Consider the following 26,789-nt stretch of genomic DNA (forward strand, 5'->3'; position numbering starts at 1 on the left):
CCCCCCCCCCCCCCCCCCCCCGCCCCGCGACCCCCCCCCCCCCCCACCCCCCCCCCCCCCCCCCCCCCCCCCCCCGCCGCCCCCCCCCCCGGCGGCCCCCCCCCCCCCCCTGGGGGGGGGGCCCCCGGTCCGGCTACTCGACGGTCCAGGTGTCGCGGCCACGCAGCAGCGACTGCAGTGCGGCCGTGTCGTTCGGGATGGTCTTGCGCGCAGAGGCGACCTGGGCGCGCGCCTGATCGTTGTAGGTCGGGCGGCTGATCTGGCGGAAGATGCCCATCACGGTGTGATCGAGGTTCTGCTCGTTGAGGCGCGACAGCGCGAACGAGTAAGCCGGATCCTCCAGCGTGGCGTCGTGCACCACGATGTCCTCGGTCTTGACGTCGGCGGTCTTGGCCACGTCGAGCCCGAATCCGGAACGCACCACGCAGTATTCGCCGTCGTTGCCGAAGGTGATGGGCTCACCCTGGCTGACCCGGATGACGCGCTCCTCGGCGCCCTCCTTGCGCAGCAGGTCGAACGAGCCGTCGTTGAAGATCGGGCAGTCCTGCAGGATCTCGACGATCGCCGCGCCGCGGTGTGCGGCCGCGGCACGCAGCACCTCGGTCAGACCGGCACGGTCGGAGTCCAGCGCGCGACCCACGAACGTGGCCTCGGCACCCAGGGCCAGCGACACCGGGTTGAACGGGGTGTCCAGCGAGCCCATCGGCGTCGACTTGGTGACCTTGCCGACCTCGGACGTGGGCGAGTACTGCCCCTTGGTCAGGCCGTAGATCCGGTTGTTGAACAGCAGGATCGTGATGTTCATATTGCGGCGCAGCGCGTGGATCAGGTGATTGCCACCGATCGACAATGCGTCACCGTCACCGGTGACGACCCACACCGACAGATCGTCACGGGCCAGCGTCAGACCCGTCGCGATGGTCGGGGCGCGGCCGTGGATCGAGTGGAAACCGTAGGTCTCCAGGTAGTAGGGGAACCGGCTCGAGCAGCCAATGCCGCTGACGAACACCATGTTCTCGCGACGCAGGCCCAACTCCGGCAGGAAGTTGCGGATCGTGTTGAGGATGACGTAGTCACCGCAGCCGGGGCACCAGCGGACCTCCTGGTCACTGGTGAAGTCCTTGCCCTTCTGAGGCTGGTCGGTCGTGGGCACGCCGCTGGTCTTCGAGAGACCGGGGGTGAGCCCGAGATCGACTCCGGTGATGCTGCCCATCAGATCGGTCATGCGTCCACTCCTACGCCGTTCGCGCCGGACTCGATGGTGGCTGCCGCCAACCGCGCGAACTTGGCCTTGTCGCTTTCCTTCTCGGCCAGCGTTCCGTCGAGCGCGGCGTCGATGATGCCCTCGACCTCGTCAGCCAGAAATGCCATGCCCTGCACCTTGGTGACCGACTGCACGTCCACCAGGTACTTGGCCCGCAGCAGCAGGGCCAGCTGCCCCAGGTTCATCTCCGGTGTCACCACCTTGGAGTAACGAGTCAGCACCTCACCCAGGTTCGCCGGGAACGGATTCAGGTGCCGCAGCTGCGCGTGGGCCACCTTGATGCCCTTCCGGCGAGCGCGCCGGCAGGCCTCACCGATCGGGCCGTACGAGCTGCCCCAGCCGAGCAGAAGCAGTTCGGCGTCGCCGGTGGGATCGTCGACCTCGAGGTCCGGCACCGAGATGCCGTCGATCTTCGCCTGCCGCAGGCGCACCATCAGGTCGTGGTTGGCCGGCTCGTAGGAGATGTTGCCCGAACCGTTGGCCGACTCCAGACCGCCGATGCGGTGCTCCAGGCCGGGGGTGCCCGGAACGGCGAACTGCCGGGCCAGGGTCTCGGGATCGCGGGCGTAGGGCTGGAAGGCCTCGCCCTCCTTGACGAAGTTGTGCTCGATCTTCTCGTAGGTCGAGATGTCGGGGATGCGCCACGGTTCCGAACCGTTGGCGATCGCGCCGTCCGACAGCAGCAGCACCGGCGTGTGGTACTTGACCGCGATGCGGGCGGCCTCGACGGCCATGTCGAAGCAGTCCGACGGCGAACGCGGCGCCAACACGGCCACCGGCGACTCACCGTTGCGGCCGAACATGGCCTGCAGCAGGTCGGCCTGCTCGGTCTTGGTGGGCAGACCGGTCGACGGGCCGCCGCGCTGGACGTCGACGATGACCAGCGGAAGCTCGGTCATCACGGCCAAGCCGATGGCCTCGGACTTCAGCGAGATGCCCGGACCCGAGGTGGTGGTCACGCCGAGCGCTCCGCCGTAGGCCGCGCCGATCGCCGATCCGATGCCCGCGATCTCATCCTCGGCCTGGAAGGTCAGCACGTTGAAGTGCTTGTGCTTGGACAGCTCGTGCAGGATGTCCGACGCCGGGGTGATCGGGTAGCTGCCCAGCATCACCTGCAGGTCGGCCAGGTGACCGGCGGCGACCAGCCCGTAGGCCAACGCCGTGTTGCCGGAGATCTGCCGGTACTCGCCCGCGGCCAGCTTGGCGGGCGCCACCTCGTAGGTGGTGCCGAACGCCTCGGTGGTCTCGCCGTAGTTCCAGCCGGCCTTGAGCGCCAGCACGTTGGCCTCGGCCACGTCGGGCTTACGGGCGAACTTCTCCCGGATGAAGGTCTCACTGGTCTCGATCGGCCGGCCGTACATCCACGACAACAGTCCGAGCGCGAACATGTTCTTGGCGCGCTGACCGTCCTTCTTGGTGGCGCCGATCTCCTCGACCGCGCCGAGGGTCAGCGTCGTCATCGCGACGGGCTGCACGACGTAGTCGGACAGGCTGCCGTCCTCGAGCGGGTTGGCCTCGTAGCCGACCTTGGCCAGGTTGCGCTTGCTGAACTCGTCGGAGTTGGCGATCACCAGCCCGCCGCGCGGCAGGTCGCCGATGTTGGCCTTGAGCGCCGCGGGGTTCATCGCCACGAGGACGTCGGGGCGGTCACCGGCGGTCAGGATGTCGTAGTCGGCGATCTGGATCTGGAATGACGAGACGCCGGGCAGCGTGCCCTGGGGGGCGCGGATCTCAGCCGGGTAGTTCGGCTGCGTGGCCAGGTCGTTGCCGAACAGTGCGGCCTCAGAGGTGAAGCGGTCACCGGTCAGCTGCATGCCGTCACCGGAGTCTCCGGCGAACCGGATGACAACCTTCTCCAACTTCTCCCGAGGGTGCGCGCCGTTGACCTTGACTGTGTCACTCGGACCCACGTCCCCGCCTTTCCTTGAGTTCCGCCTGCGCGGACCGTGCTGATATCTGGCTGTATATATGCGCATTCCCCGGCCGGCGGGACCCTGCACATTTCGCAGCCCGGGGGCGGGCGCGGCGGTGATCCAAGACCTGTTCAGAGTTGGTGTCACTCGTAGTCACGATTATTGCACTTCTCTTAGGCACACCTTCACGCTGGGGGCCGCCGACACGCCGACCTTCACCAACTGAAGATGCTGCTCACAGCAGTACGGGGTCGTCGACTGAGACAAATCTGTGGTTTTCGTCACTTTTGCTGGCCCACCAACTCTAAGAACCTGGACGTACGCGCGAGTAACTTACGCGGCATTCTGCTGAGCGATCGCTCAGCGTTACATTAACACGCCGCAGTGTGTCGCAGTCCCCTACGTGGGCAGGTTGTAGGGCGTGATCACCTGCACGGGGGACGGGCGCACGGGTTCGATCGGCAGCGCGCCATGGTGTTGCAGGATCAACCGCATGGCCAGGCGTGCGTCGGCACGCAGGTCGTTGTGCAGCACGGCCGAGATGCTGCCGTCCCGGAGAAGCCTGCGGTTGTCGGCATCGAGATCGTGGGCGATGAAAACCCTGCATTCGCGGCCCAGCTTCTCGAACGCGGCCACTGTCGCGGTGTTGCCCCCGCCTGGCGAGTACACCGCATCCACCGCGGGGTGGCGCTCCAGGGCCTGCAGCACCAGACGTTCGTTGGTCGCGTCGATGCCGTCACTGTCGGTCACCTCGACCACCGTTCGGCCCGAGGCCCGCAGACCTGACCGGAATCCGACCTCTCGCTCACCTTCGCCACGGAACACCGTGCGACTCACCGTGATCAGCACCTCAGCGGGGGCGGGACCGAGCCACTGTTCGATCAGGTAGGCCGCCGTCAGCCCCGCCCCGTGGTTGTCTATGCCGACGTAGCCGCAGCGCGCGCTGGCCGGGATGTCGGTCGTGTAGGTCACCACCGGGGTTCCCGCGGCGACCAGGCGGTCGACGGCCTCGACGACCTCGGGTTCGTCGGCGGCCTTGAGCACCACGCCGTGGCTGCCACGGATGCGCGCCAGCGTGTCGACCATCTGCGCCGTCGACCCCGACTCCCACAGGTGAAACCGTGCGCGCAGCATGGCCGGCGCGAATGCGGGCAGTTCGGCTTCGATCGCGGCCCGGAACGCGTCGGAGAAGCGCTGCGGTGTCTGCATCACGACGTCGATCAGGTAGCGCCGCCCGTTGAGCCGCAACTGCGCACGCTGCTTGTCCAGATCGGCGATCGCCTGCCGAACCTCGGCGCGGGTGCTCTCCCGCACGCCAGGGCGATCGTTGAGGACGCGATCCACCGTGGCCTCACTCAGGCCGGCCTGCTGGGCGATCTCCCTGACCTTGTACCGGTGCGCCACCGCGTCCCCTTCTGAGGTCTTTTTGATGGTTTTCTGGTGTTGATTGTGCCTCATACCACAGCAAGACTTGCGGGCATGTCCAGCACCACCACCGCCTCAGGCCGCCGCACGGCCTGGATCGAGGACATGGACTGCACCCTCGACACCTTCCGCGCCCAGTTGCCCGGCGACACCGACCCGACCGATTACCCGCACGCGCTCGATGTCCGGGACAACGTTCCGGTGTACGCGGCCAGCGATCTGGACAGCGCAGACCGCCGTGCCCTGCAGGCCGAACTCAGCGCCGCGCTCGCCGACGGTCCCGGAGTCGTGGTGTTCGCGGGCGCGTTCTCGGAGAGCGTGACCGATGCCGCCAGCGCGGCATTCACGGAGTTGATCGAGGCGCAACGTGCCGGAGGCGCCGAGGCCGGCGACCACTTCGGCAGGCCGGGCGCCAACGACCGCATCTGGAACGCCGCACAGAAGCTCGCGCTGCACTGTCCCGCGGTGTTCGCCGACTACTACGCCAATGACGCGTTGGCGATCGTCTCGCAGGCCTGGCTGGGACCGAGGTATCAGGTCACCTCCCAGGTCAACGTCGTCAATCCCGGTGGCGCGGCCCAGGTTCCGCACCGCGATTACCACCTCGGCTTCGTCGACGCCGACCAGTTGGCGGCCTACCCCGCGCATCTGCATCGGATGTCGGCGGTGCTGACCCTGCAGGGCGCGGTGGCGCACTGCGATATGCCGCTGGAGAGCGGGCCCACCATGCTGCTGCCCTATTCACAGCGCTTCGCTGCCGGATACATCGCCTTCCGCCGACCCGAGTTCATCGAGTTCTTCACCGACAATCACGTGCAGGTCCCGCTGCGCAAGGGCGACGCGGTGTTCTTCAATCCCGCGCTGTTCCACGGCGCCGGGGCCAACACGTCATCCGAGATCCGGCGCATGGCCAACCTGCTGCAGGTGTCCTCACCGTTCGGGCGGGCGATGGAGGCCCTGGACCGCACCGCCATGGTCCAGGCGGTCTATCCCGCCCTGCGCGCCATGCAGGCCGCCGGACGGCCGTCCCACGAGATCCACAACGCGGTCGTCGCCACTGCCGAGGGCTACCCCTTCCCCACCAACCTCGACCGCGATCAACCCATCGACAGCCTCGCGCCGCCCAGCCAGGTCGACACCGTCCTCGCGGCACTCGCCGCCGACGCCTCCCCCGAAGACCTCGACACCGCCCTGCGGCTCCACGACGAACGGAGAACACCATGACCACACTCGGGCTCATCGGCCTCGGCCGGATCGGCGCGTTCCACACCGAGACACTCACCAGCCTGCCCGGCGTGGATCGCCTGCTCATCACCGATGAGCGGCCCGAGGTCGTCGCACAGGTCGCCACCAAGTACCACGCGGATCCGGTGGAATCGGTGGACAAACTGCTGTCCTCGGGCGTCGACGGCGTCGTGGTCGCGGCCGCGACACCCGCGCACGCGGCGCTGACCCTGGCATCCGTCGAACGTGGCCTGCCCACCTTCTGCGAAAAGCCCGTCGCCTCCACCGCGGCCGAGAGCGCACGGATCGCCGAGGCGATCGCGCGTTCGGGCGTCCCAGTCCAGATCGGTTACCAACGCCGCTTCGACGCCGCGTTCGCCGCGGCCAAAGCCGCCGTCGACCGCGGTGACCTCGGCGCACTGCACACCGTGCGCAGCACCACGATGGACCCCGCGCCACCACCGATGGATTACATCGCCGGGTCGGGCGGAATCTTCCGGGACTGCGCGGTGCACGACTTCGACGTCCTGCGCTGGATCACCGGCCAGGAGGCCGTGGAGGTGTACGCCACCGGCAGCGTGCAGGGCGATCCACTGTTCACCGAGTACGGGGATGTCGACACCGCGGCGATCACCGTCCGCTTCGACGGCGGTGCACTCGGCGTGGTGTCGGCCGCCCGTTACAACGGGCGCGGTTACGACTGCCGACTCGAAGTGCACGGCTTCACCGACACCGTGGTGGCCGGCTGGGACCAGGGTGTTCCCGTACGAAACACCGACCCGCACAACGACTTCCCGACCGGCCAGCCGCACCACTTCTTCATGGACCGGTTCACCGACGCGTTCCGCGCCGAACTCGGCGCCTTCCTCGGCGTGGTCGACGGCGGTCCCATCCTGGGCGCGACCGTGGCCGATGCCGTCGAGGTGGCCTGGATAGCCGAGGCCGCCGCCGAATCACTGCGCCGCAACGCGCCTGTCACCCTCGAGGAGGTCAGACGATGAAGACCGCCGGTGCCCCCATCTCGTGGGGCGTGTGCGAGGTGCCCGGATGGGGCCATCAGATGTCGGCCGACCGAGTGCTCTCGGAGATGCGACAAGCGGGCCTGACCGCCACCGAACTCGGGCCCGATGGATTCCTGCCGGGCGATGCCGCCGAACTGGCCACGCTGCTGCGAGGATTCGGCCTGGCCTGCGTCGGCGGGTTCGTTCCCGTAGTACTGCACGATGCCGACCACGACCCGACGCTGGATCTGTTGGCAACCCTGCGGTCCCTGGTGGCCGCCGGAGCCGGCGTCGTCGTGCTGGCCGCCGCGACGGGCACCGACGGATACGACTCCCGCCCGGAATTGGACGAAAGCGGCTGGGACACCCTGCTCCTCCATCTCGACAAGCTCAGCGCCCTGGCCAACGAACATGGGCTCAAGGCCGTACTGCACCCACATGTCGGCACCATGGTGGAGACCCGCGCCGAGGTCGACCGGGTACTGGCCGGATCGTCGATCGCGCTGTGCCTGGACACCGGGCACCTGCTGATCGGCGGCACCGACCCGTTGGAGCTGACCCGCGCGGTGCCCGAGCGAATCGCGCACGCGCACCTCAAGGACGTCGACGCCGCGCTGGCCACCAGGGTGCGCAGCGGCGAACTGAGTTACACCGAGGCCGTCGCGGCGGGCATGTACGTGCCGTTGGGCGCGGGCGACGTCGACATCACCGGGATCGTCAAGACGCTCGAGGACAACGGGTACACCGGGTGGTACGTGATGGAGCAGGACACCATCCTCGACGACGAACCCGCCGAGGGCGACGGCCCCCTCACCGATGTGCTGGCCAGTGTGGCGTTCCTGCAGGCGCTTTCCGGGTGATGCTGCGCATCGGAATTCTGGGCGCGGCGCGGATCACCGAACTGGCGATCGTCGGGCCCGCCCACGACCTCGGCTACCGCCTGGTGGCGGTCGCGGCGCGGGACCCGCAACGCGCGGCGCTCTTCGCCGAAAAGTACGGCGTCGAACGCGCTCTCGACAGCTACGCGCAGGTGCTGGCCGACCCCGAGGTCGACGTGATCTACAACCCGCTGGCCAATTCCCTGCACGCGCCCTGGAACCTCGCCGCCGTCGCGGCCGGCAAGCCCACGCTTACCGAGAAGCCCTATGCCCGAAACCAAGCCGAGGCACGGCAGGTGGCCACCGCCTCGGCAGCGTCGGCCGTGCCGGTCATCGAAGCCTTCCACCACGTGCACCACCCCGTGACCCTCCGGATGCTCGATCTGGCCCGGGGGTCCGACATCGGCCGCCTGCGCCACGTCGAGGTGCGCATGGAGATGCCACCACCCGGTGACGACGATCCGCGCTGGCGACTGGACCTGGCCGGCGGGGCGCTGATGGACCTCGGCTGTTACGGACTGCAGTTCATCCGCGCAGTGGCGGCGGCGCGCGGCGTCACGCCCCGGATCGCCGGGGCTTCGGCGGTCGAGCGCACGGCGGGGGTCGACGAGAGCTGCACCGTCGACCTGTCGCTGGGCGAGATCACCGCGCAGTCGGTCAACAGCATGGTGGCCGACGAGCACCGCTTCCGCATCACGCTGATCGGCTCAGCCGGTTCCGCGACGGCGCACAACTTCATCAAGCCGCATGAGGATGACAGGATCACCGTGCGGACGGCCGCCGGCGAACGCGTGGAGCGGCTGGGCACCAGATCGTCCTACAGCTGGCAGTTGGAGAAGTTCGCGGCCGCGGTCATCACCGGGGCTCCGCTGCCCGTCTCGATCGCCGATCCGGTGGCCAACATGGCCCTGGTCGATGCCGCGTACACCGCGGCCGGGCTGCCGCTGCGATGACTCAGCGGTCCAGCGCGAAGCAGGCCAGGCTGGCCGTGAAGGCGATCACCGCCGCCGCCGCAGAGCACCCCGCGGCCAGCGCGTTGCCCAGACCAAGACCCGCCAATGCGACGGCCATGATCACCACGGCGGCGAAGTTGAGCACCAGTCCCAGCGAACTGACCGTCTCGGTCCTCGGCGCCTGGCCGATGATCTCGGGTTTCGTCGTCACTTCCAGCCCCATCTGTCGTGCGGTGTCGGCCCGTCAGTACCCGTTGCAGGCGACGGGAAAACCTGACGTGCCCGCAGGCCCGAGCGCTGCCGGGAGAGCAGGTCGAGGTGGGCCGCCCCACGTTCCAGCGATCAGGAGACCCAGCGATGACCTTTGACCTTGCCGTGTGCGCGGAGATGGTCTTCACCGACCTCGGCATCGTCGAGCGTGCGAGGCGCATCTCCGACCTCGGCTTCGCAGTCGAGATCTGGAGCTTCGAGGACAAAGACCTCGGTGCGCTGGCCGCCACCGGAGCTCGATTCTCCTCGATGACCGGCTATCTACACGGCGACCTCTACGATCCCGACGGTGCCGCCGAGGTGGTTCGCACTGCCCGCGATGCCGTCAAAGCCGCTGCGGTGCTTGGCGTTCCCCGCCTGGTGGTGCATCCCGGCGAACTCGTCGACGGCCGGGCCGCACGCCCCCAGCAGCGGGTCACCGGCGCCATGTGGTTCTCGGCGCAGCGTGGTCTGGAGGCACTCGGTGAACTCGGCGCCCAGGCCGGTGTGACGTTCTGTCTGGAGAATCTCAACACGCTCGTCGACCACCCCGGGGTGCCGCTGGCCCGCGCGAAGGACACCCTGGCGCTCGTGGAGGCCGTCGGCCATCCCAACGTCAAGATGATGCTGGACCTCTACCACGCGCAGATCGGGGAGGGGAACCTGATCGAGCTGGTGCGTCGCTGCGGGCCGGCGATCGGCGAGATCCAGGTCGCCGATGTCCCCGGCCGATGCGAGCCGGGCACCGGCGAAATCCACTATCCCGCAGTCGCAACGGCGCTGCGGGACAGCGGATACCGCGGAACGGTGGGCCTGGAGGCCTATGCCGCCGGGGACAGCGCTGCGGCCCTGGCGGCCTTCCGGGCGGCGTTCACGGTGTGACGGCCGGCGGGGGATGTGGATCGTCCCGCCGACGGGCCGGTGCCACTCAAAATGTGCGGATCGGCAGGAAATTTCGCGAAATTGGCTGCAATTCCGCACATTTCAACGGCGGCAGACCTCGCAGTGCGGGCTTTCGGCACCGTCACACGGCGCCAGACGCCTAATGCCGCCCCAATTCATGGGTCAGGGCTTCCAGTTCGTTGCCGCCGGCCATCTCCTGCGTGAGATGCTCCAGCGTGATCTCGTCGTACGTGCAGTCCAGCTTCTGCCGGCCACGGTTGAGCAGCACGAAGTGGTCGCCCACCATGTGCGCGTGATGCGGGTTGTGGGTGATGAAGATGACCCCGAAGCCCTGGTCCTTGGCCGCGGTGATGTAGCGCAGCACCATGCCGGACTGCTTGACGCCCAGCGCGGCCGTCGGCTCGTCGAGGATCAGCACGCGCGCACCGAAGAAGATGGCCCGCGCGATCGCCACACACTGCCGCTGACCACCCGACAGCGACCCGATGGGCGCGTCGACGTCGGGCAGGTCGATCCCCATCTTCTTCAGCTCGGAGATCGTCGTCGCGCGCATGGCGTTGATGTCCAGGGACTTCAGCAGCCCCTTCTTCCGCAACTCATTGCCGAGGAAGAAGTTGCGCCACACCGGCATCAGCGACACAACGGCGAGGTCCTGGTACACCGTGGCGATACCGGCGTTGAGCGAGTCCTTGGGCGAGTTGAACTCCGTCGCGACGCCGTCGATGAGCAGTTCACCCTCGGTGGGTTTGTGCAGGCCGGCGATGATCTTGATCAGCGTGGACTTGCCAGCACCGTTGTCACCGAGCACGCCGGTGACCTCACCCGCGCCGACGCGCAGGTTGATGTCCCTGAGCGCGATGATGTTTCCGTAACTTTTGCCGACTCCGCGGAGTTCGACCAGTGGGGTTTCGCCCCCGGACGGAGTCTCGGCGATGGGCGCTTCAGCAGTGGTGCTCATATCGGCTTCTCTCCTACCGCTTGGCGGCGTAGTTGCGGACGACGTTGTTGGCGATCACCGCGAACAGCAGCATCGCGCCGAGGAAGAACTTGAACCAGTCGGGGTTCCAACCGGCGTAGACGATGCCCTGGTTGGTCATGCCGAAGATGAACGCACCGATCAGCGTGCCGATCGCGGTGCCGTAACCACCGGTGAGCAGGCAGCCTCCGATGACCGCGGCGATGATGTAGAAGAACTCGTTGCCCACACCCTGGCCGGACTGCACGGTGTTGAAGGCGAACAGCAGGTGCATGCCGACGAACCACGCGCAGAACGCGACCACCATGAACAGGCCGATCTTGACCTTGGTGACCGGCACACCGACGGCGCGCGCGCTGTCCTGGTTGCCGCCGACGGCGAAGATCCAGTTGCCGGTGCGCGTCTTGAACAGAACGTAGGTCGCGATGAGGGCGAACAGGATCCACCACAGCACGGTGATGCGGACCTCGACGGGGCCGATCGGGATACTCGAGGCGAAAACGGTCCTGCCCGAATCGAATCCCTCCATGTCCGACACACTGGGTGTCGCGACCTGACCGGACAGCAGTTTGGTCACGGCAAGGTTGATGCCCGCGAGCATGAAGAATGTGGACAGCGTGATGAGGAAGGACGGGATCTTCGTCTTCATCACCATGTAGCCGTTGAAGAACCCCACGGCCAACGAGATCACCAGCGCCAGAGCGGCGCCCGCCCACAGGTTCAGGTGCAGGTTGTAGCAGAGCATCGACGCCGCGAGCGAGCTGGTGGTGACCGCGACACCCGCGGACAGGTCGAACTCGCCGCCGATCATCAGCAGACCGACCCCGACCGCCATGATGCCGATGGTCGAACTCGCGTAGAGCACGGTGGCCAGCGACTCCGCCGACCGGAACGGTGGAGCGACGATCAGGAACAGGACGAAGATGCCGACGGCGCCGACCAGCGCCCCCATCTCGGGGCGAATGATCAACCGCTGCAGCTTGTTCTGCTCCCTGACCCGCTCGTCATGGACGACGGTGTGGGTGTCCAGGTTGAGGTCGGCTTGTGTACTCATCAGCGGGTTCCGTTCTGGGCGTACTCGGCGACGGCGTCGATGTTGGTCTTGTCGATGAACGACGGTCCGGTCAGCGTCGCCTGGTTGCCCCCGATGACGTTGCCGTTGTTGAGGTAGAGCCACAGCGAGTCGACCGCGAGATAGCCCTGCAGGAAGGGCTGCTGATCGACGGCCCACTGGACGTCACCGTTCTTGATCGCGTCGACGAGTGCGGCGTTGGTGTCGAAGGTCGCGACCTTGGCGCTGCTGCCCGCGTTGCGCACCGACTGCACCGCGGTCAGGGCGAACGGCGCGCCCAGGGTGAGCACGGTGTCGACGCTGGGGTCCTGCTGCAGCTTGGCGGTCACGGTCGCCTCGACGGACGGCATGTCCTTGCCGTTGACGTTGAGCACCTCCGAGGCCGGGAAGGTGTCCTTCACCCCGGCGCAGCGCGCCTCCAACCCGACATGCCCCTGCTCCTGGATCACGCAGATCGCCTTCTTGGCGCCGTCTGCGGCCAGGCGCCTGCCGGCCTCCTGGCCCGCGATGAACTCGTCCTGACCGAAGTACTCCTTGATGCCCATCGCCTGCCAGGCCTCGGATCCGGAGTTGAACGCCACGACCGGAATGTTCTTGCCGACGGCTTTGGCCACACCGGGTTTCATCGCGTCGGCCTTGGCCAGTGTCAGCGCGATGCCGTCGACGCCACGGTCGACGGCATTCTGGACGAGGTTGGCCTGGTTCGGCCCCTCGGGATCACTGGAGTAGACGAGTTCGATGTTGTCCTTCTTGGCCGCGGTCTCGGCGCCCTTGCGCACGAGGTCCCAGAAGGAGTCGCCGGGCGCCTCGTGGGTGATCATGGCGATGGTCGCGCGCGGCGTGTCCGCGGTGCCCGCACCCATCCCGCCGCCGCTGCCGTCGGGCTTGCCCCCGGTGCTCGAGCACGCGGACGCACCCAGTACGAGAACGCCCAGGCTGGCTGCAGCCACGAGCCGAGTGAAGTTCATTGTCTCTCCTTGTCCTCGGGCATCGCCGCGGAGCTTGAGCGTCTGCACGCCGGTGGCAAGCGACACGGCCTCGCAGTCGATGTAATACCGCTCACACTGGAAAGTCAAGACTTTGTACTGACATTAGGACCGCATATCAAATCCCCAAGACAGGCGGGCGTCTACGCCGAAGCGTCATCCACAGCGTCTTGGCACGTCTAAATACGTTGTACGGCAGTGCCTTTAAGGTCAGCGATCGACGAGCGTGGTGTCGAAGTAGTAGCGCGAGGCGCGATAGACGTGACTTCCGTACTCCACAATTCGGCCCGAGTCGTCGAAGGCCGTCCGCTCCATCACCAGCAGCGGCGCCTTGGGCTTCTCGTCGAGCAGGCGGGCCTCCTCGCGGTCTGCGGCCTTGGCCCCGATCCGCTGGCGGGCGACCCGGATGTGCACTCCGCGTGAGCGCAGCGACTGGTACAGACCCGCCGTCTCGAGTTCGTCACGGTCGGGCGCCACCGCGGCGGGCAGGTGATTGGTCATCACCGCCAGCGGCTGACCACCCGACGAGCGAAGGCGTCGCATCGTCACGACATCGCTGCCGACGGGAAGGTTGAGATGCTGTGCGATGTCGTCGGACGCCGGACCCAGTCGGTAGTCGAGCACCTGCGTGGTGGGCTCCTGCCCCGCCCGAGCGAGGTCGTCGAACAGGCTGGTCAACTCCACCGGGCGATGCACCGGCGTCTGCACCACCTGGGTGCCCACACCGCGCTTGCGGACCAGCAGACCCTTGTCCACGAGTTCCTGGATGGCGCGCCGAGTCGTGGGCCGCGACAGGTTCAACCGCTTGGCCAGCGCCAGTTCGTTCTCGAACCGGTCCCCCGGCTTGAGCTGACCATCGAGGATGGCCTTCTCGAACACCTGCGCCACCTGGAAGTACAACGGAACCGGGCTCGACCGATCGAGCTCGATAGCCAGTGTCGTCACCACGCCGCTCCGATCCTGCATCCAGTGCCCGCCCAACGTCCGGGCGCGTGGTTGAACAGACTACCTCCTCATGACTGCAAGTAAGAATGTCAGGACAAAGTCTTGACTTTCCCGGTGCCGGGGCGCACAGTCGATGGCGAATGCCCGACGCGCCGGCGTCGGTCAGGTCGACAGAACCCACAAAGCCCAGACGCCTTCGGGAGTACTCGTGACCGCACACGCCAACAAGGCTTTTGACGTCCTCGCCATCGGTCGCTGCGGTGTCGACCTCTACCCCCTGCAGACCGGGGTGGGCCTCGAAGACGTCGAATCGTTCGGCAAGTTCCTCGGCGGCAGCGCCGCCAATGTGGCGGTGGCCGCCGCCCGCCTGGGCAACCACACCGCGCTGATCTCCGGGGTCGGCGACGACCCGTTCGGCAGGTTCGTCACACGGCAGCTCGCCGCACTGGGCGTCGACAACCGGTTCGTGGGCACCCACGACGAGTACCCGACACCGGTCACGTTCTGCGAGATCTTCCCTCCTGACGACTTCCCGCTGTACTTCTACCGCAGGCCGTCGGCACCCGATCTGCAGGTCCGCCCCGACGAGATCGACGCCGAGGCGGTGCGCAGCGCCCGGCTCTACTGGTCGACCGTCACCGGCTTGTCCGAAGAGCCCAGCCGCAGTGCGCATTTCACTGCCTGGGCGGCCCGAAGCGAGCAGGGACGCGCACCGCTGACCGTGCTGGACCTGGACTACCGGCCGATGTTCTGGGCCGAGCCCGCCGCAGCCACCGAACAGATCCAGCGCGCGCTTGAACACATCACCGTCGCCGTCGGGAACCGCGAGGAGTGTGAGGTCGCCGTCGGCGAGACCAACCCGCACCGGGCCGCCGACGCCCTTCTGGACCTGGGCGTGGAACTGGCGATCGTCAAACAGGGCCCGCGCGGCGTGCTGGGCAGGACCAGACACGCCTCGGTCACCGTCGCCCCCAACGACGTCGACGTGGTCAACGGACTGGGTGCCGGAGATGCCTTTGGCGGCAGCCTGATTCACGGACTCCTGCGCAACTGGCCACTGGAGAGGACGCTGCGCTACGCCAACGCCGCGGGGGCGATCGTCGCGTCCCGGCTCGAATGCTCGACCGCGATGCCCACCGCCGCCGAGGTGGCCGAACTCGCCGAACAATCCGCTGTGGAGGCCGTCAATGTCTGATTCCGGTACCGCGGTCTGCGGCGACTACGCCGCCATCACCGAGCTGCGAGCCACCGACCCCGGCGCCGTGGCGCGGGCGTGGCGGGAGCGCGTCACCCGCCCGACCGTCCGCGGTGACGGCCGATTGATGATCGTTGCGGCCGACCACCCGGCCCGCGGCGCGCTCGCGGTGGGCTCCCGCCCGACGGCGATGAACAGTCGTATCGATCTGCTCGACCGACTGCGCGCCGCACTCGCCGACCCGGGCGTCGACGGCGTGCTCGCCACCGCCGACGTGCTCGACGATCTCCTGCTGCTCGGGGCCCTCGACGACAAAGTGGTGTTCTCCTCGTTCAACCGGGGCGGGCTCGCGGGCTCGACTTTCGAACTCGACGACCGGATGACGGGTGCCACCGCGGCCTCGACCGCGGCGTCGAAGATGAATGGCGGAAAGATGCTGTGCCGCATCGACCTTGACGACCCGAACACGGTGGCCACCCTGGCCGCGTGCGCGCAGGCGATCGACGATCTGGCCGCGCACGGCCTGATCGCCATGCTCGAGCCGTTCCTGTCGACCCGCGTCGACGGAAGGGTCCGAAACGACCTGAGCCCCGACGCGGTGATCAAGTCCGTGCACATCAGCCAGGGCCTGGGCTCCACATCGGCCTACACCTGGATGAAGCTTCCGGTCGTCGACGAGATGGACCGCGTCATGGAGTCGACCACCCTGCCGACGCTCCTGCTCGGCGGCGATCCCGCCGATCCCGACGAGGCCTTCGCCAGTTGGGAGAAGGCCCTGTCCCTGCCGTCGGTGCGGGGCCTGATCGTGGGCCGCACGCTGCTCTACCCCCACGACGACGACGTCAGCGCCGCCGTCGCGGCCGCCGTGCGGATGGTGCGGTAGCCCATGCGCAGCAGGCTCTACATCCCCGCAGGCAGCGCCACGCTGCCCTACACCGTCAACGTCACCCCGGAGTCCGCCGGCTGGGCCGAATCCTCGCTGCAGGTGCTCGAACTCGGCGCCGACCCGGTGACTCTGCACACTCGGGACACCGAGGTGATGATCCTGCCGCTGGCCGGCGGCGGCTCGGTCGAATGCGGCGGCGAAACCTGGGAACTCACGCCCCGAGACTCGGTGTTCGACGGTCCGGCCGACATGGTCTACGTCGGGATCGATCAGGCCTACACACTGTCCGGGACGGGCCGCGTCGCGATCTGCGGCGCCCGGGCCGGCCGGTCGTACCCCAACCGCCGCCTGGCCGCCTCCGACGTTCCGGTGGAACTGCGCGGTGCCGGCAACTGCAGTCGCCAGGTGCACAACTTCGGCACGGCGACCACGTTCGAGGCCGACTCGCTGATCGCATGTGAAGTCATCACCCCGAGCGGCAACTGGTCGAGCTATCCGGCCCACAAGCATGACGAGAACACCGCCGTCGAAACCCAACTCGAGGAGATCTACTACTTCGAGATCGCCGACAGCCCGGCCGGCACACCGGGATTCGGCTATCACCGGGTCTACGGCACCCCCGAGCGCCCGATCGAGGTGCTTGAGGAGGTCCGTTCCGGCGACGTCGTCCTGGTGCCGCACGGGTACCACGGACCGTCGATCGCCGCGCCCGGGCACCACATGTACTACCTCAACGTCATGGCCGGATCAGGCCCCACGCGGGCGTGGATGATCTGCGACGACCCGAACCACACCTGGCTGCGCGACAGCTGGGAACACCAGGAGATCGATCCCCGGCTGCCGTTCGGTGCCGGTGTTCGGGAAGGAGCCTGACCCGTGGTATCCACCGCACCCAAGGCCGGAGACAAGCTCCCCGACCGGGAGAGCACCGTCCGGCTGACCGTCGCTCAGGCGACCGTCCGCTTCCTGGCCAAGCAGTACGTCGAACGTGACGGCACCCGCAGCCGGTTCTTCGCCGGATGCTTCGGCATCTTCGGCCACGGCAACGTCGCGGGACTCGGGCAGGCCCTGCTGCAGGACGAACTCGAGGCGGCCGAGGCCGGACGCGACCCCGGACTGCGCTACGTGCTGGGCCGCAACGAGCAGGCCATGGTGCACAGCGCCGTCGCCTACGCCCGGCAGAAGGACCGCCTACAGGCCTGGGCGGTCACGGCCAGCGTCGGTCCAGGTTCGACGAATATGCTCACCGGCGCCGCGCTGGCCACCATCAACCGACTGCCGGTGCTGCTGCTGCCAGCCGACACCTTCGCGACCCGCGTCAGTGCGCCGGTGCTGCAGGAACTCGAACTCCCGTCCTCGGGCGACGTCACCGTCAATGACGCGTTCAAACCGCTGTCGCGCTATTTCGACCGCGTGTGGCGCCCCGAACAGCTGCCCGCGGCGCTGCTCGGCGCCATGCGGGTGCTCACCGACCCCGTGGAGACCGGGGCGGCGACCGTCTCCATCCCGCAGGACGTGCAGGCCGAGGCCCACGACTGGCCGGAATCACTGTTCGCCGAACGCACCTGGCACATCGCCCGGCCGCTTCCGGAGCCCGCGGTGCTCACCCGCGCCGCCGACGCCATCCGCGGCGCCACCGCACCCCTGATCGTCGCCGGGGGCGGCGTCATCTACTCCGAGGCCAGCGCGGCACTCGCGGCGTTCTGCGAACAGACCGGCATTCCGGTGGCCGAAACCCAGGCCGGCAAGGGATCAGTGCCCTATGACCACCCCCAGGCGGTCGGTGCGATCGGTTCCACGGGCACCACCGCCGCCAACGCGCTGGCCGCCGAGGCCGACGTCGTGATCGGGATCGGCACGCGCTACAGCGATTTCACGACCGCGTCGCGGACCGCGTTCAACCACCCGGAAGTCCGGTTCGTCAACATCAACGTCGCGTCCCTGGACTCGGTCAAACAGGGTGGCCTCAGTGTGGTCTCCGACGCCCGTGAAGCCCTGGACGCACTGGCCGACGCGGTCGGCGACTACACCGTCGGTGACCAATACCGCTCGCGGATCACCGAATTGGCCGCCGAATGGGACGACACGGTGTCGTCGGCGTACGCGACCGAGGAGGGTGCGGCGCTGAACCAGAATCAGGTCATCGGGCTGGTCAACACACTGTCCGATCCCCGCGACGTCGTGGTGTGCGCGGCCGGCTCCATGCCAGGTGACCTGCACAAGCTGTGGCGCACCCGCGATCGCAAGGGCTATCACGTCGAATACGGCTACTCCTGCATGGGTTATGAGATCGCCGGCGGCATCGGCGTCCGGATGGCGGCCCCCGATCGGGACGTGTTCGTCATGGTCGGCGACGGCTCCTACCTGATGATGGCCACCGAACTGGTGACCGCGGTGCAGGAGGGTGTGAAGATCATCGCGGTGCTGGTGCAGAACCACGGGTTCGCCTCCATCGGAGGCCTTTCCGAGTCCCTGGGGTCCCAACGGTTCGGTACCGCCTACCGCTACCGCGGCGACGGCGGACGGCTCGACGGCGACCACCTCCCCGTCGACCTGGCGGCGAATGCGGCCAGCCTGGGCGCCGACGTCATCAGGGTCGGCACGGCCGCCGAGTTCACCGACGCGGTCAAGGTCGCCAAGGCCGGTGACCGCACCACGGTCATCCACGTCGAGACCGACCCCCTGGTCTTCGCCCCGGACAGCCACTCGTGGTGGGACGTTCCGGTGAGCGAGGTCTCGACGCTGACCTCGACTCAACAGGCTCACGCCAGGTACGCGGACTGGAAGAAGGTCCAGCGCCCCCTCATCAACCCCTCCGACCGCTGACAAGGACACAGATGGCGACCATCCGCGTGGGTTCCGCACCCGACTCCTGGGGCGTGTGGTTTCCCGACGACCCGCAGCAGACCCCGTATCACCGCTTCCTCGACGAGGTGGCCGCCTCGGGTTACCAGTGGATCGAACTGGGCCCCTACGGCTATCTGCCCACCGACCCCAGGCAACTCGCCGACGAATTGGCGGCGCGCAATCTCACGCTGTCGGCCGGAACGGTGTTCGAGCACCTGCACCAGGACGACTCGTGGGATGCGGTGTGGAAACAGGTCGAGGATGTCGCGAAACTGACTGCGGCCGTGGGTGGTCAGCACGTCGTCGTGATCCCCGAGATGTGGCGCGATCCCGCGACCGGTGCCGTACTCGAGAACCGCACCCTCACCACCGAGCAGTGGCAGAAGAAGACCCGGGGCATGAATGAACTGGGCCGGGCGATGTTCGAGAAGTACGGGGTACGCGCCCAGTACCACCCGCACGCCGACAGTCACGTCGACACCGAGGAGAACATCCACCGGTTCCTCGACGGCACCGACGGTCGGTTCGTCAACCTCTGCCTGGACACCGGGCACGTCAGCTACTGCGGCGGCGACAACATCGCGATCATCGAACGCGCCCCCGAACGCATCGGCTACCTGCACCTCAAACAGGTCGACCCGCAGGTGCGTGCCAGGGTCGAGGCCGAGGACCTCCCGTTCGGCGAGGCCGTGCGGTTGGGCGCGATGACCGAGCCGCCACTCGGAATCCCCGACATGCCACCGCTTCTGGCCGCTGTGGAGAAGCTGGGCATCGATGTGTTCGCGATCGTCGAGCAGGACATGTACCCGTGCGAGGTCGACGACCCGCTGCCCATCGCCACCCGCACCCGCAACTACCTGGGTTCGTGCGGCATTCCTTCGGTGAAGTTCTAGGAGCCCAGATGTCTGACTTGCGTGTTGCCGTCCTCGGCGTGGGGGTCATGGGGGCTGACCATGTGGCCCGCCTCGACGCGAGGATCTCTGGGGCCCGTGTCGCGGTGGTCAACGACCACCTCACCGAGAAGGCCGATCAGATCGCCGCCGGGATCGAGGGCTGCCGTGCCGTGGCCGACCCTCTCGACGCCATCGCCGATCCCGACGTCGATGCCGTCGTGCTCGCCACGCCGGGTCCCACCCACGAGAAGCAGCTTCTGGCCTGTCTGGAACACCGCAAGCCGGTGCTGTGCGAGAAGCCTCTGACCACCGACGTCGAGACGGCGCGGGGCGTCGTCAAGCGCGAGGCCGAACTGGGCACGCGCCTGATCCAGGTCGGGTTCATGCGCCGCTTCGACCATGAGTACGTCGCGTTGAAGTCCATGCTGGACGCCGGCGAGCTGGGCCGTCCGCTGGTGCTGCACTGCGCGCACCGCAACCCGGCGGTGCCGCCGAGCTTCGACAGCGCGATGGTCGTGCGTGACTCCCTGGTCCACGAGGTCGACGTCACGCGGTTCCTGTTCGATGAGGAGATCGCGGCCATCCAGATCATCCGGCCCGCCGCCAATCCCGCTGCGCCGCAGGGTCTGGCCGATCCGCAGATCGCGGTGATGCGCACGGCCTCGGGCAAGCACGTCGACGTCGAACTCTTCGTCACCACGGGAGTCGGCTACGAGGTGCGGACCGAAGTCGTCGGTGAGTTGGGCAGCGCGATGATCGGTCTCGACGTCGGGCTGGTGCGTAAGTCCGCGCCCGGCACGTGGGGTGGGCGGATCACGCCCGGCTTCCGAGAGCGGTTCGGCCAGGCCTATGACACCGAGTTCCAGCGTTGGGTCGATGCGGTCGCGGCCGGTGGTGCCACCGGCGACTACACGGACGGCCCCACCGCGTGGGACGGCTACGCCGCGGCCGCGGTGTGTGAGGCCGGCGTGGTGTCGCTGAACCAGGGCGGCCCGGTCGAGGTGGCGATGGTGTCCCGCGATTCGATCCCGGGGGCGTGAGATGAAGATCGCGCTGGATCCCACACCGTTCCACCACGACCACGAGCTGCTCGAATTCCCGCGCCTGGTCGCCGATCTGGGTTATGAGCACCTGCAGTTGACGCCGCACCGGGATTTCATCCCGTTCTTCAACCATCCCCGCGCCGACGACGATCTGGTGGCGAAGTTCCGCGGGGCCTGCTCCGACGCCGGCGTCGGGATCGCCTCGGTGCTGCCGGTGCTGCGCTGGTCGGGTCCCGACGAGGACGCGCGCGAGGCCGCCGTGCGCAACTGGAAGCGCGTCATCCAGATCACCGTCGATCTCGGGGTCAACGTCATCAACACCGAGTTCTCCGGTCGTCCCGAGAAGGCCGAGGAGTCCGAGCGCGCATTCTTCCGGTCCATGGAGGAACTGGTGCCGATCTTCGAACGCGAGGGCATCGACGTCCGAATCGACCCACACCCCGACGATTTCGTCGAGGACGGGATGGAGGCGCTGCGGATCATCCGCGGAGTCAACTCCCCCAACATCGGCATGGTGTACGTGGCGTGCCACACCTTCCATATGGGCGCCGACATGCACGCGCTCATGCGCGCCGCCGGTGACAAGCTGCGCCTGGTGCACGTCGCCGACACCATGGACCATCACCGCTCCCACGGGCTGCGCTACATCACCAATCCGCCCGGCACCGCGGCGCGCGTGCATCAGCACCTCAAGATCGGTGACGGCGACATCAACTGGGACGAGTTCTTCTCCGGCCTGGCCGAGATCGGGTTCTACGACCGGCCCGACACCGTCATGGTGTCCTCGGTGTTCGCCGAGGACGAGAACGCCGCCGACGTGTCGCGGTACCAGCTGAAGACCATGACCGACTTCGTCGCCAAGTACTCCTAGCTCGACGGTGGGCTGGCCCCCAACACCTTTCCCGCGAGAGGGCTGGGGTCCCCGCGTGCGGGGCGTCGGTACGCACCACATCGTGCTCCGCCGTCCAGAAGAGGCCCTCACCGACCGGGGTGAGGTCAGAACAGGCGGCGCAGCGCGGTGTCGGCCGGTCCGGCCGGCGGGTCGGTGAGGTCTCCGACGAACACCGCGGCGATCCGCTCGGGCTTCGCGTCGGCCACCGCGCGCCACGCCGCGAGGTTGGGATGCTGCAGATCCGTGGTGGCCTCGGCAGGCTTGAGGTTCTCGATGGCGTGCGCCACCTGCGCCGGCGTCATGGCGAACTCGCGCGTCCCATGTGAGTGGCCGACCACTTCGGCAAGCACCACCGCGGACAGGCTCGCGCCGCTGCCGGGGCGGTTGACGTGCGGGAACTCCCACCCGCCGCCGGTGTCATACCCGACCGCGAAGGCCACCGGCGCCCGCCAACCCGCGATCCTCTCGCTGCGCCTGCGGGAGATCTCCCGCAGGCCCTCGCGTGTGGACCAGTCATCGCCTGTCATGGCCGCCATTGTGCCAACCCCGGTGCCTCCTCTCCGCTTAGTCGCCCGCACGCGGGGACCCAGCACTCTCGCGGGAGAGGGAGCAGCCAGCCCAGGTTCAGAGGATGTACAACATCTCCTGATAGGTCGGCAGCGGCCAGAGATCATCGGCGACAACGGATTCCAACGAGTCGGCCGCGGCGCGCACCGCATCCATCGCCGGCAGCAGCACATCGCGGGCATGGAAGGCCTCGTCCGAGGCCGACTCCAGGTGCACCGAAAGCCCCGCCCGCAGGTCGGCCAGCGCCCTGGTCAGTGCCGCCAGCGGCGCCGACACCGCCTCGAGCAGCGACATGTCCGGTTCGACGCCGGCGGCCTTGAGCGTCGCGATGTTCTGCGCCAGTTCGGTCTGATAGCGGATCCCGGCCGGCAGGATCACCGTCGTCCCCACCTCCAGCGCCAGCTTGGCCTCCACCCCGATGGTGAGCGCGTACTGCTCGAGGCGGACCTCGTAGCGGCTGTGCAGTTCACGTTCGCTGAACACGCCGTAGCGTTCGAAGACCTCGACCGCATCGGGCTTGATCAGCTCGGGGATGGCGTCGAGGGTGGTCTTGAGGTTGGGCAGCCCCCGTGCGGCGGCCTCGATCTGCCAGTTCTCCGAATACCCGTCGCCGTTGAACACCACCGCACCGTGCTCGGTGATGATCTCGGTCAGCAGTTTCTGGACCGCGGAGTCGAACCCCTCACCCGACTCGACGGCCTCCTCCAGAACTGTTGCCATGTAGTCGAACGAGTCCGCCATGATCGTGTTCAGGATGATCATCGGGACGGCGACGGTCTGACCCGAACCCGGTGCGCGGAACTCGAATCGATTGCCGGTGAACGCGAACGGACTGGTTCGGTTGCGGTCCCCCGGGTCGGTCGGCAGCATCGGCAGCGTGTCGACACCGATGTGCATGACGCCCTTGCCCTTCGACGACGTCGCCGCGCCCTTGGCGATCTGCTCGAACACGTCGGCCAACTGGTCGCCGAGGAAGATCGAGATGATGGCCGGCGGCGCCTCGTTGGCGCCGAGCCTGTGATCGTTGGTGGCCGAGGCTACCGAAACCCGCAGCAGGCCAGCGAATTTGTGCACCGCGCGGATGATCGCCGCGCAGAACACCAGGAACTGAGCGTTCTCGTGCGGGGTGTCGCCCGGCACGAGCAGTGAACCCAGGTCGGCGTTGCCCACCGAGAAGTTCACGTGCTTACCCGAACCGTTGACGCCGGCGAAGGGCTTCTCGTGGAACAGACACTCCATCCCGTGTTTCTTGGCCACGGTCTTGAAGATCGTCATCAGCAGCTGCTGGTGGTCGGAGGCGATGTTGGCGCGCTCGAACATCGGCGCAACCTCGAACTGCGCAGGGGCGACCTCGTTGTGCCGGGTCTTGGCCGGGATGCCGAGCTTGAACAGCTCACGCTCGGTGTCCATCATGAATCCCAGCACCCGCTCGGGGACCGCACCGAAGTAGTGGTCGTCGAACTCCTGACCCTTGGGCGGTTTGGCGCCGAACAGGGTGCGTCCGGCGTTGACCAGGTCCGGCCGGGCCAGGAAGAAGTGCCGATCGATCAGGAAGTACTCCTGCTCAGGTCCGCAGAACGACACCACCTTCGCAAGGTCGGTGTGCCCGAACAGCTTCAGGATCCGTTCGGCGTGCACGCCCATGGCCTGCTGGCTGCGCAGCAACGGCGTCTTGTAGTCGAGCGCCTCGCCCGTCATCGACACGAAGACCGTCGGGATGCACAGCGTGTTCCCGTTCGGGTTCTCCAGGATGTAGGCGGGGCTGGTGACATCCCAGCCGGTGTATCCGCGCGCCTCGAATGTGCTGCGCAGTCCTCCCGACGGGAAGCTGGAGGCGTCCGGCTCACCCTGGATCAGGGTCTTGCCCGCGAATTCGGCCAGCGTCTGACCGTCCGACACCGGTTCCAGGAAGCTGTCGTGCTTCTCGGCGGTCAGGCCCGTCATCGGATAGAAGACGTGGGCGTAGTGCGTGGCGCCCTTCGACAGCGCCCAGTCCTTCATGGCCGAGGCCACGGCATCCGCGACCGCCGGGTCGAGTTTGGCGCCCTTCTCGATGGTCGCGACGACGGACTTGAACACTGACTTCGGCAGTCGCAGTTGCATCTCGGCCTTGGTGAACACGTTGGCGCCGAAGATCTCACCGGGTGCCTCGCCCGGCACGAAGCTGATCGCCGGTGGCACGTAGGCTTCGACGTTGTTGATCGCCTGAAGACGGACTGCGTTTCCGCTCAATGAAGTTCCTATCGCTGCGGCGCCCGCGCTGCTCACGGACGACGGACCGCCCCAGGCTAGGAACAGCTGATGGCAAATCTGTTACGCCGACGTCAACGTCTGAATTCCACTCAGGCCTCGACTTCGACGGGCGGCCCCCAGGTGCCCGCAGTCGGCGATGTGCGACCACAGCAAACATTTTCAGCACCTGAGCAGCCGAGCCGCTCACTCAATTTGTGAGTCACATCACACCAATGGGAGGATGTGATGTGGCGCGCTTTCGCCACGTGCGGCGCAGCTTGGCGGGTGGACCACGCGGGAATGGAACCCGTGTCCCGAAACACGTCGGGCCCTCCGTGTGACGGAGGCTATGTGCGCCTCGCAACTCTGTTATATCGTCTAACCTGTCCGTTTCTGCGGGCTGATCTGCGTCGGTGAGCAGTCGATTTACGGGGATGAGGGAGCGCGTGGAGCGGCCAACCGTTTGGGGAGTCCTATGTTCCGTCTGCTGAAGCGCGTCTGGATCCCCCTGGTCATCGTCATCGTCCTGGTGATCGGTGGACTGACCGTCTCGCGGATCCGCACATTCTTCGGCGCCGATGACGGCAGCGGGCTCTCAGCCGCCCCAGCAGAGGACACCGAGCCGTTCAACCCCAAGGTGGTCAAGTACGAGATCTTCGGCACCGGCACGATGGCCGATGTCAACTACCTCGACCTCGACGCCGAGCCCCAGCGCGTCGACGGCGTGAGCCTGCCGTGGACGCTGGTACTGGAGTCGACCGCGCCGTCGGTGTTCCCGAACATCGTCGCCCAGGGCGACGGTGACAGCATCACGTGCCGCGTCACGGTCGATGACGAAGTCAAGGATGAGCGCACCACCACCGGCATCAACGCCCAGACGTTCTGTCTGGTGAAGTCCGCATGAGCGCACCCGCCAACGACGACACCCCCACCGAGGCCATCCCGACGCCGCACGACAACCGGCGCGGGATCGCGCGGTTCGTCCGACTGTTCGCGGTGCCCATCATCCTGGGCTGGGTCGCCGTCATCGGCGTTCTGAATGTGATCGTGCCGCAGCTCGAAGTCGTCGGGCAGATGCGGTCGGTCTCCTTGGCACCCGACGACGCACCGTCGGTGATCGCGATGCAGCGCGTCGGCAAGGTCTTCGAGGAATTCGACTCCAACAGCTCGGTGATGGTGGTGCTTGAGGGGGAGAACCCCCTGGGCGACGACGCCCACCAGTTCTACGACGAGATGGTCGACAAGCTCGAGGCCGACAGAGAGCACGTCGAGCACGTCCAGGACTTCTGGGGCGATCCACTGACGGCCACCGGCGCCCAGAGCCCCGACGGCAAGGCCGCCTACGTCCAGATCTACACCGCGGGCAACCAGGGCGAGGCCCTGGCCAACGAATCCGTCGAAGCCGTACAGCACATCGTCGCCGGCATCGAACCCCCGCCGGGTGTCAAGGCGTATGTGACCGGTCCCGCTGCGCTGTCGGCGGATCAGCACATCGCCGGTGACCGCAGCATGCAGGTGATCACGATGCTCACCTTCACGGTGATCATCGTGATGCTGCTGCTGGTCTACCGCTCGGTGGTCACCCTGCTGCTCACCCTGCTGCTCGTGGTGCTGTCGCTGTCGGCGGCCCGTGGCGTGGTCGCATTCCTCGGCTACTACGAGATCATCGGCCTGTCGACATTCGCCACCAACCTGCTTGTCACGCTCGCGATCGCCGCCGCGACCGACTATGCGATCTTCCTGATCGGCCGATATCAGGAGGCCCGCGCCAACGGCGAGGACCGAGAGTCCGCCTACTACACGATGTTCCACGGCACCGCGCACGTCATCCTGGGTTCCGGGATGACGATCGCCGGCGCCACACTGTGCCTGCACTTCACGCGCCTGCCGTACTTCCAGTCGATGGGCGTCCCGCTGGCCGTCGGCATGACCGTCGTCGTGGTCGCCGGTATCACGTTGGGTGCCGCGATCATCAGCGTGGCGAGTCGATTCGGCAGGGTGCTCGAGCCCAAACGCGCCATGCGCGTACGCGGGTGGCGCAAGATCGGCGCCGCCGTCGTGCGGTGGCCGGGCCCCATCCTGGTGGCCACGATCGCGCTGTCGCTGATCGGTCTGCTCACGCTGCCGGGGTACCGGACCAACTACAACGACCGCGACTACCTGCCCGCAGACCTTCCCGCGAACATCGGTTACGCGGCGGCCGACCGCCACTTCAGCCAGGCCCGGATGAACCCGGAACTGCTGATGATCGAAAGTGATCACGACCTGCGCAACTCGGCCGACTTCCTGGTGATCGACAAGATCGCCAAGCAGATCTTCCGCGTGCCGGGAGTCGGTCGGGTGCAGGCGATCACGCGTCCGCAGGGCACCCCGATCGAGCACACCTCGATCCCGTTCCAGATCAGCATGCAGGGCACCACGCAGCGGATGAACGAGAAGTACCAG

General features: G+C 67.4%; 24 protein-coding genes. 14 read left to right on the forward strand and 10 right to left on the reverse strand.

Translation table 11 applies throughout. The annotated features are described in order from the left end of the window. Window positions 1-133 precede the first annotated feature (133 nt). From A5727_RS13545 to A5727_RS13555, 3 genes are all read right to left on the reverse strand, one after another. A complete protein-coding gene (locus A5727_RS13545; protein WP_068249886.1) occupies window positions 134-1,225 on the reverse strand; it encodes a 2-oxoacid:ferredoxin oxidoreductase subunit beta in 1,092 nt (363 codons plus the stop codon). Then, window positions 1,222-3,240 carry a 2-oxoacid:acceptor oxidoreductase subunit alpha gene (locus A5727_RS13550; protein WP_082949792.1) on the reverse strand — a complete coding sequence of 673 codons (2,019 nt, stop codon included), beginning with the start codon at window positions 3,238-3,240 and terminating at the stop codon, window positions 1,222-1,224. The genes A5727_RS13545 and A5727_RS13550 overlap by 4 nt, the downstream gene beginning before the upstream one ends. 336 nt (window positions 3,241-3,576) lie before the next feature. Further along, window positions 3,577-4,581, reverse strand: coding sequence for a LacI family DNA-binding transcriptional regulator (locus tag A5727_RS13555; protein ID WP_068249891.1), 1,005 nt, complete (start codon window positions 4,579-4,581; stop codon window positions 3,577-3,579). A 75-nt stretch (window positions 4,582-4,656) separates the two neighbouring features. On the opposite strand from A5727_RS13555, the gene A5727_RS13560 reads away from it, so the two are divergent. The 4 genes from A5727_RS13560 to A5727_RS13575 are packed head-to-tail and all read left to right on the forward strand — an operon-like array spanning window position 4,657 to window position 8,658. Next, window positions 4,657-5,826: a phytanoyl-CoA dioxygenase family protein gene (locus tag A5727_RS13560; RefSeq protein WP_068249895.1), complete on the forward strand. Its 1,170-nt coding sequence runs from the start codon at window positions 4,657-4,659 to the stop codon at window positions 5,824-5,826. Continuing rightward, window positions 5,823-6,827: a Gfo/Idh/MocA family protein gene (locus A5727_RS13565; RefSeq protein WP_068249897.1), complete on the forward strand. Its 1,005-nt coding sequence runs from the start codon at window positions 5,823-5,825 to the stop codon at window positions 6,825-6,827. The genes A5727_RS13560 and A5727_RS13565 overlap by 4 nt, the downstream gene beginning before the upstream one ends. Then, window positions 6,824-7,687 carry a sugar phosphate isomerase/epimerase family protein gene (locus A5727_RS13570; protein WP_068249899.1) on the forward strand — a complete coding sequence of 288 codons (864 nt, stop codon included), beginning with the start codon at window positions 6,824-6,826 and terminating at the stop codon, window positions 7,685-7,687. The genes A5727_RS13565 and A5727_RS13570 overlap by 4 nt, the downstream gene beginning before the upstream one ends. After that, window positions 7,684-8,658: a Gfo/Idh/MocA family protein gene (locus A5727_RS13575; RefSeq protein WP_068249901.1), complete on the forward strand. Its 975-nt coding sequence runs from the start codon at window positions 7,684-7,686 to the stop codon at window positions 8,656-8,658. The genes A5727_RS13570 and A5727_RS13575 overlap by 4 nt, the downstream gene beginning before the upstream one ends. Window position 8,659: 1 nt before the next feature. Here A5727_RS13575 and A5727_RS13580 read toward each other — a convergent pair whose 3' ends face one another. Next, complete coding sequence (locus A5727_RS13580; RefSeq protein WP_157521372.1) at window positions 8,660-8,869, reverse strand: hypothetical protein; 210 nt, start codon at window positions 8,867-8,869, stop codon at window positions 8,660-8,662. A 146-nt stretch (window positions 8,870-9,015) separates the two neighbouring features. On the opposite strand from A5727_RS13580, the gene A5727_RS13585 reads away from it, so the two are divergent. Beyond that, the gene (locus A5727_RS13585) at window positions 9,016-9,789 is read left to right on the forward strand and encodes a TIM barrel protein (RefSeq protein WP_068249907.1); all 774 of its coding nucleotides are present in this window, start codon (window positions 9,016-9,018) and stop codon (window positions 9,787-9,789) included. Between the two features lie 160 nt (window positions 9,790-9,949). Here the strand turns inward: A5727_RS13585 and A5727_RS13590 are convergent, their stop codons facing one another. The 4 genes from A5727_RS13590 to A5727_RS13605 form a co-directional block, all read right to left on the reverse strand. Next, complete coding sequence (locus tag A5727_RS13590; protein WP_068249909.1) at window positions 9,950-10,768, reverse strand: ATP-binding cassette domain-containing protein; 819 nt, start codon at window positions 10,766-10,768, stop codon at window positions 9,950-9,952. Between the two features lie 13 nt (window positions 10,769-10,781). Continuing rightward, window positions 10,782-11,840, reverse strand: a complete 1,059-nt coding sequence (locus tag A5727_RS13595; protein WP_068249911.1) for an ABC transporter permease — start codon at window positions 11,838-11,840, stop codon at window positions 10,782-10,784. Continuing rightward, window positions 11,840-12,826 carry a substrate-binding domain-containing protein gene (locus A5727_RS13600; protein ID WP_068249913.1) on the reverse strand — a complete coding sequence of 329 codons (987 nt, stop codon included), beginning with the start codon at window positions 12,824-12,826 and terminating at the stop codon, window positions 11,840-11,842. Before A5727_RS13600 ends, A5727_RS13595 begins: the two co-directional genes overlap by 1 nt. A 228-nt stretch (window positions 12,827-13,054) precedes the next feature. After that, window positions 13,055-13,810, reverse strand: a complete 756-nt coding sequence (locus tag A5727_RS13605; protein WP_068249914.1) for a GntR family transcriptional regulator — start codon at window positions 13,808-13,810, stop codon at window positions 13,055-13,057. A gap of 187 nt (window positions 13,811-13,997) precedes the next feature. Here A5727_RS13605 and iolC point away from each other — a divergent pair, with 187 nt between their 5' ends. From iolC to A5727_RS13640, 7 genes are read left to right on the forward strand one after another with little or no spacing between them, the layout of a single operon-like run. Further along, window positions 13,998-14,984 (forward strand): 5-dehydro-2-deoxygluconokinase, encoded by a 987-nt coding sequence (iolC, locus tag A5727_RS13610; RefSeq protein ID WP_068249916.1) that lies wholly within the window; start codon window positions 13,998-14,000, stop codon window positions 14,982-14,984. Further along, complete coding sequence (locus tag A5727_RS13615) at window positions 14,977-15,867, forward strand: Cgl0159 family (beta/alpha)8-fold protein (RefSeq protein WP_068249917.1); 891 nt, start codon at window positions 14,977-14,979, stop codon at window positions 15,865-15,867. The genes iolC and A5727_RS13615 overlap by 8 nt, the downstream gene beginning before the upstream one ends. Before the next feature lie 3 nt (window positions 15,868-15,870). Beyond that, window positions 15,871-16,743 carry a 5-deoxy-glucuronate isomerase gene (gene iolB, locus A5727_RS13620; protein ID WP_068249920.1) on the forward strand — a complete coding sequence of 291 codons (873 nt, stop codon included), beginning with the start codon at window positions 15,871-15,873 and terminating at the stop codon, window positions 16,741-16,743. Window positions 16,744-16,746: 3 nt separating this feature from the next. Continuing rightward, on the forward strand, window positions 16,747-18,696 hold the full coding sequence (iolD, locus tag A5727_RS13625) for a 3D-(3,5/4)-trihydroxycyclohexane-1,2-dione acylhydrolase (decyclizing) (RefSeq protein ID WP_068249923.1): 1,950 nt from the start codon (window positions 16,747-16,749) through the stop codon (window positions 18,694-18,696). Between the two features lie 11 nt (window positions 18,697-18,707). Then, window positions 18,708-19,610 carry a sugar phosphate isomerase/epimerase family protein gene (locus A5727_RS13630; protein ID WP_068249925.1) on the forward strand — a complete coding sequence of 301 codons (903 nt, stop codon included), beginning with the start codon at window positions 18,708-18,710 and terminating at the stop codon, window positions 19,608-19,610. 8 nt (window positions 19,611-19,618) lie between these two features. Then, on the forward strand, window positions 19,619-20,650 hold the full coding sequence (locus tag A5727_RS13635; protein ID WP_068249927.1) for a Gfo/Idh/MocA family protein: 1,032 nt from the start codon (window positions 19,619-19,621) through the stop codon (window positions 20,648-20,650). A 1-nt stretch (window position 20,651) separates the two neighbouring features. Beyond that, the gene (locus tag A5727_RS13640) at window positions 20,652-21,524 is read left to right on the forward strand and encodes a sugar phosphate isomerase/epimerase family protein (protein WP_068249928.1); all 873 of its coding nucleotides are present in this window, start codon (window positions 20,652-20,654) and stop codon (window positions 21,522-21,524) included. A gap of 125 nt (window positions 21,525-21,649) precedes the next feature. Here the strand turns inward: A5727_RS13640 and A5727_RS13645 are convergent, their stop codons facing one another. Together A5727_RS13645 and A5727_RS13650 are read right to left on the reverse strand one after the other, a co-directional pair. Further along, window positions 21,650-22,072 (reverse strand): hypothetical protein, encoded by a 423-nt coding sequence (locus A5727_RS13645; RefSeq protein ID WP_068249934.1) that lies wholly within the window; start codon window positions 22,070-22,072, stop codon window positions 21,650-21,652. Between the two features lie 97 nt (window positions 22,073-22,169). Beyond that, complete coding sequence (locus tag A5727_RS13650; RefSeq protein WP_068249930.1) at window positions 22,170-24,344, reverse strand: glutamine synthetase III family protein; 2,175 nt, start codon at window positions 24,342-24,344, stop codon at window positions 22,170-22,172. Window positions 24,345-24,819: 475 nt separating this feature from the next. On the opposite strand from A5727_RS13650, the gene A5727_RS13655 reads away from it, so the two are divergent. Both A5727_RS13655 and A5727_RS13660 read left to right on the forward strand, forming a co-directional pair. After that, window positions 24,820-25,248 (forward strand): MmpS family transport accessory protein, encoded by a 429-nt coding sequence (locus A5727_RS13655; protein ID WP_068249932.1) that lies wholly within the window; start codon window positions 24,820-24,822, stop codon window positions 25,246-25,248. Next, window positions 25,245-26,789: MMPL family transporter (locus A5727_RS13660; RefSeq protein WP_157521373.1), on the forward strand; the 1,545-nt coding region annotated here is incomplete at its 3' end. The genes A5727_RS13655 and A5727_RS13660, both read left to right, overlap by 4 nt.

It is taken from the genome of Mycobacterium sp. ACS4331 (genome assembly GCF_001667265.1).
Classification (GTDB): Bacteria; Actinomycetota; Actinomycetes; order Mycobacteriales; family Mycobacteriaceae; genus Mycobacterium.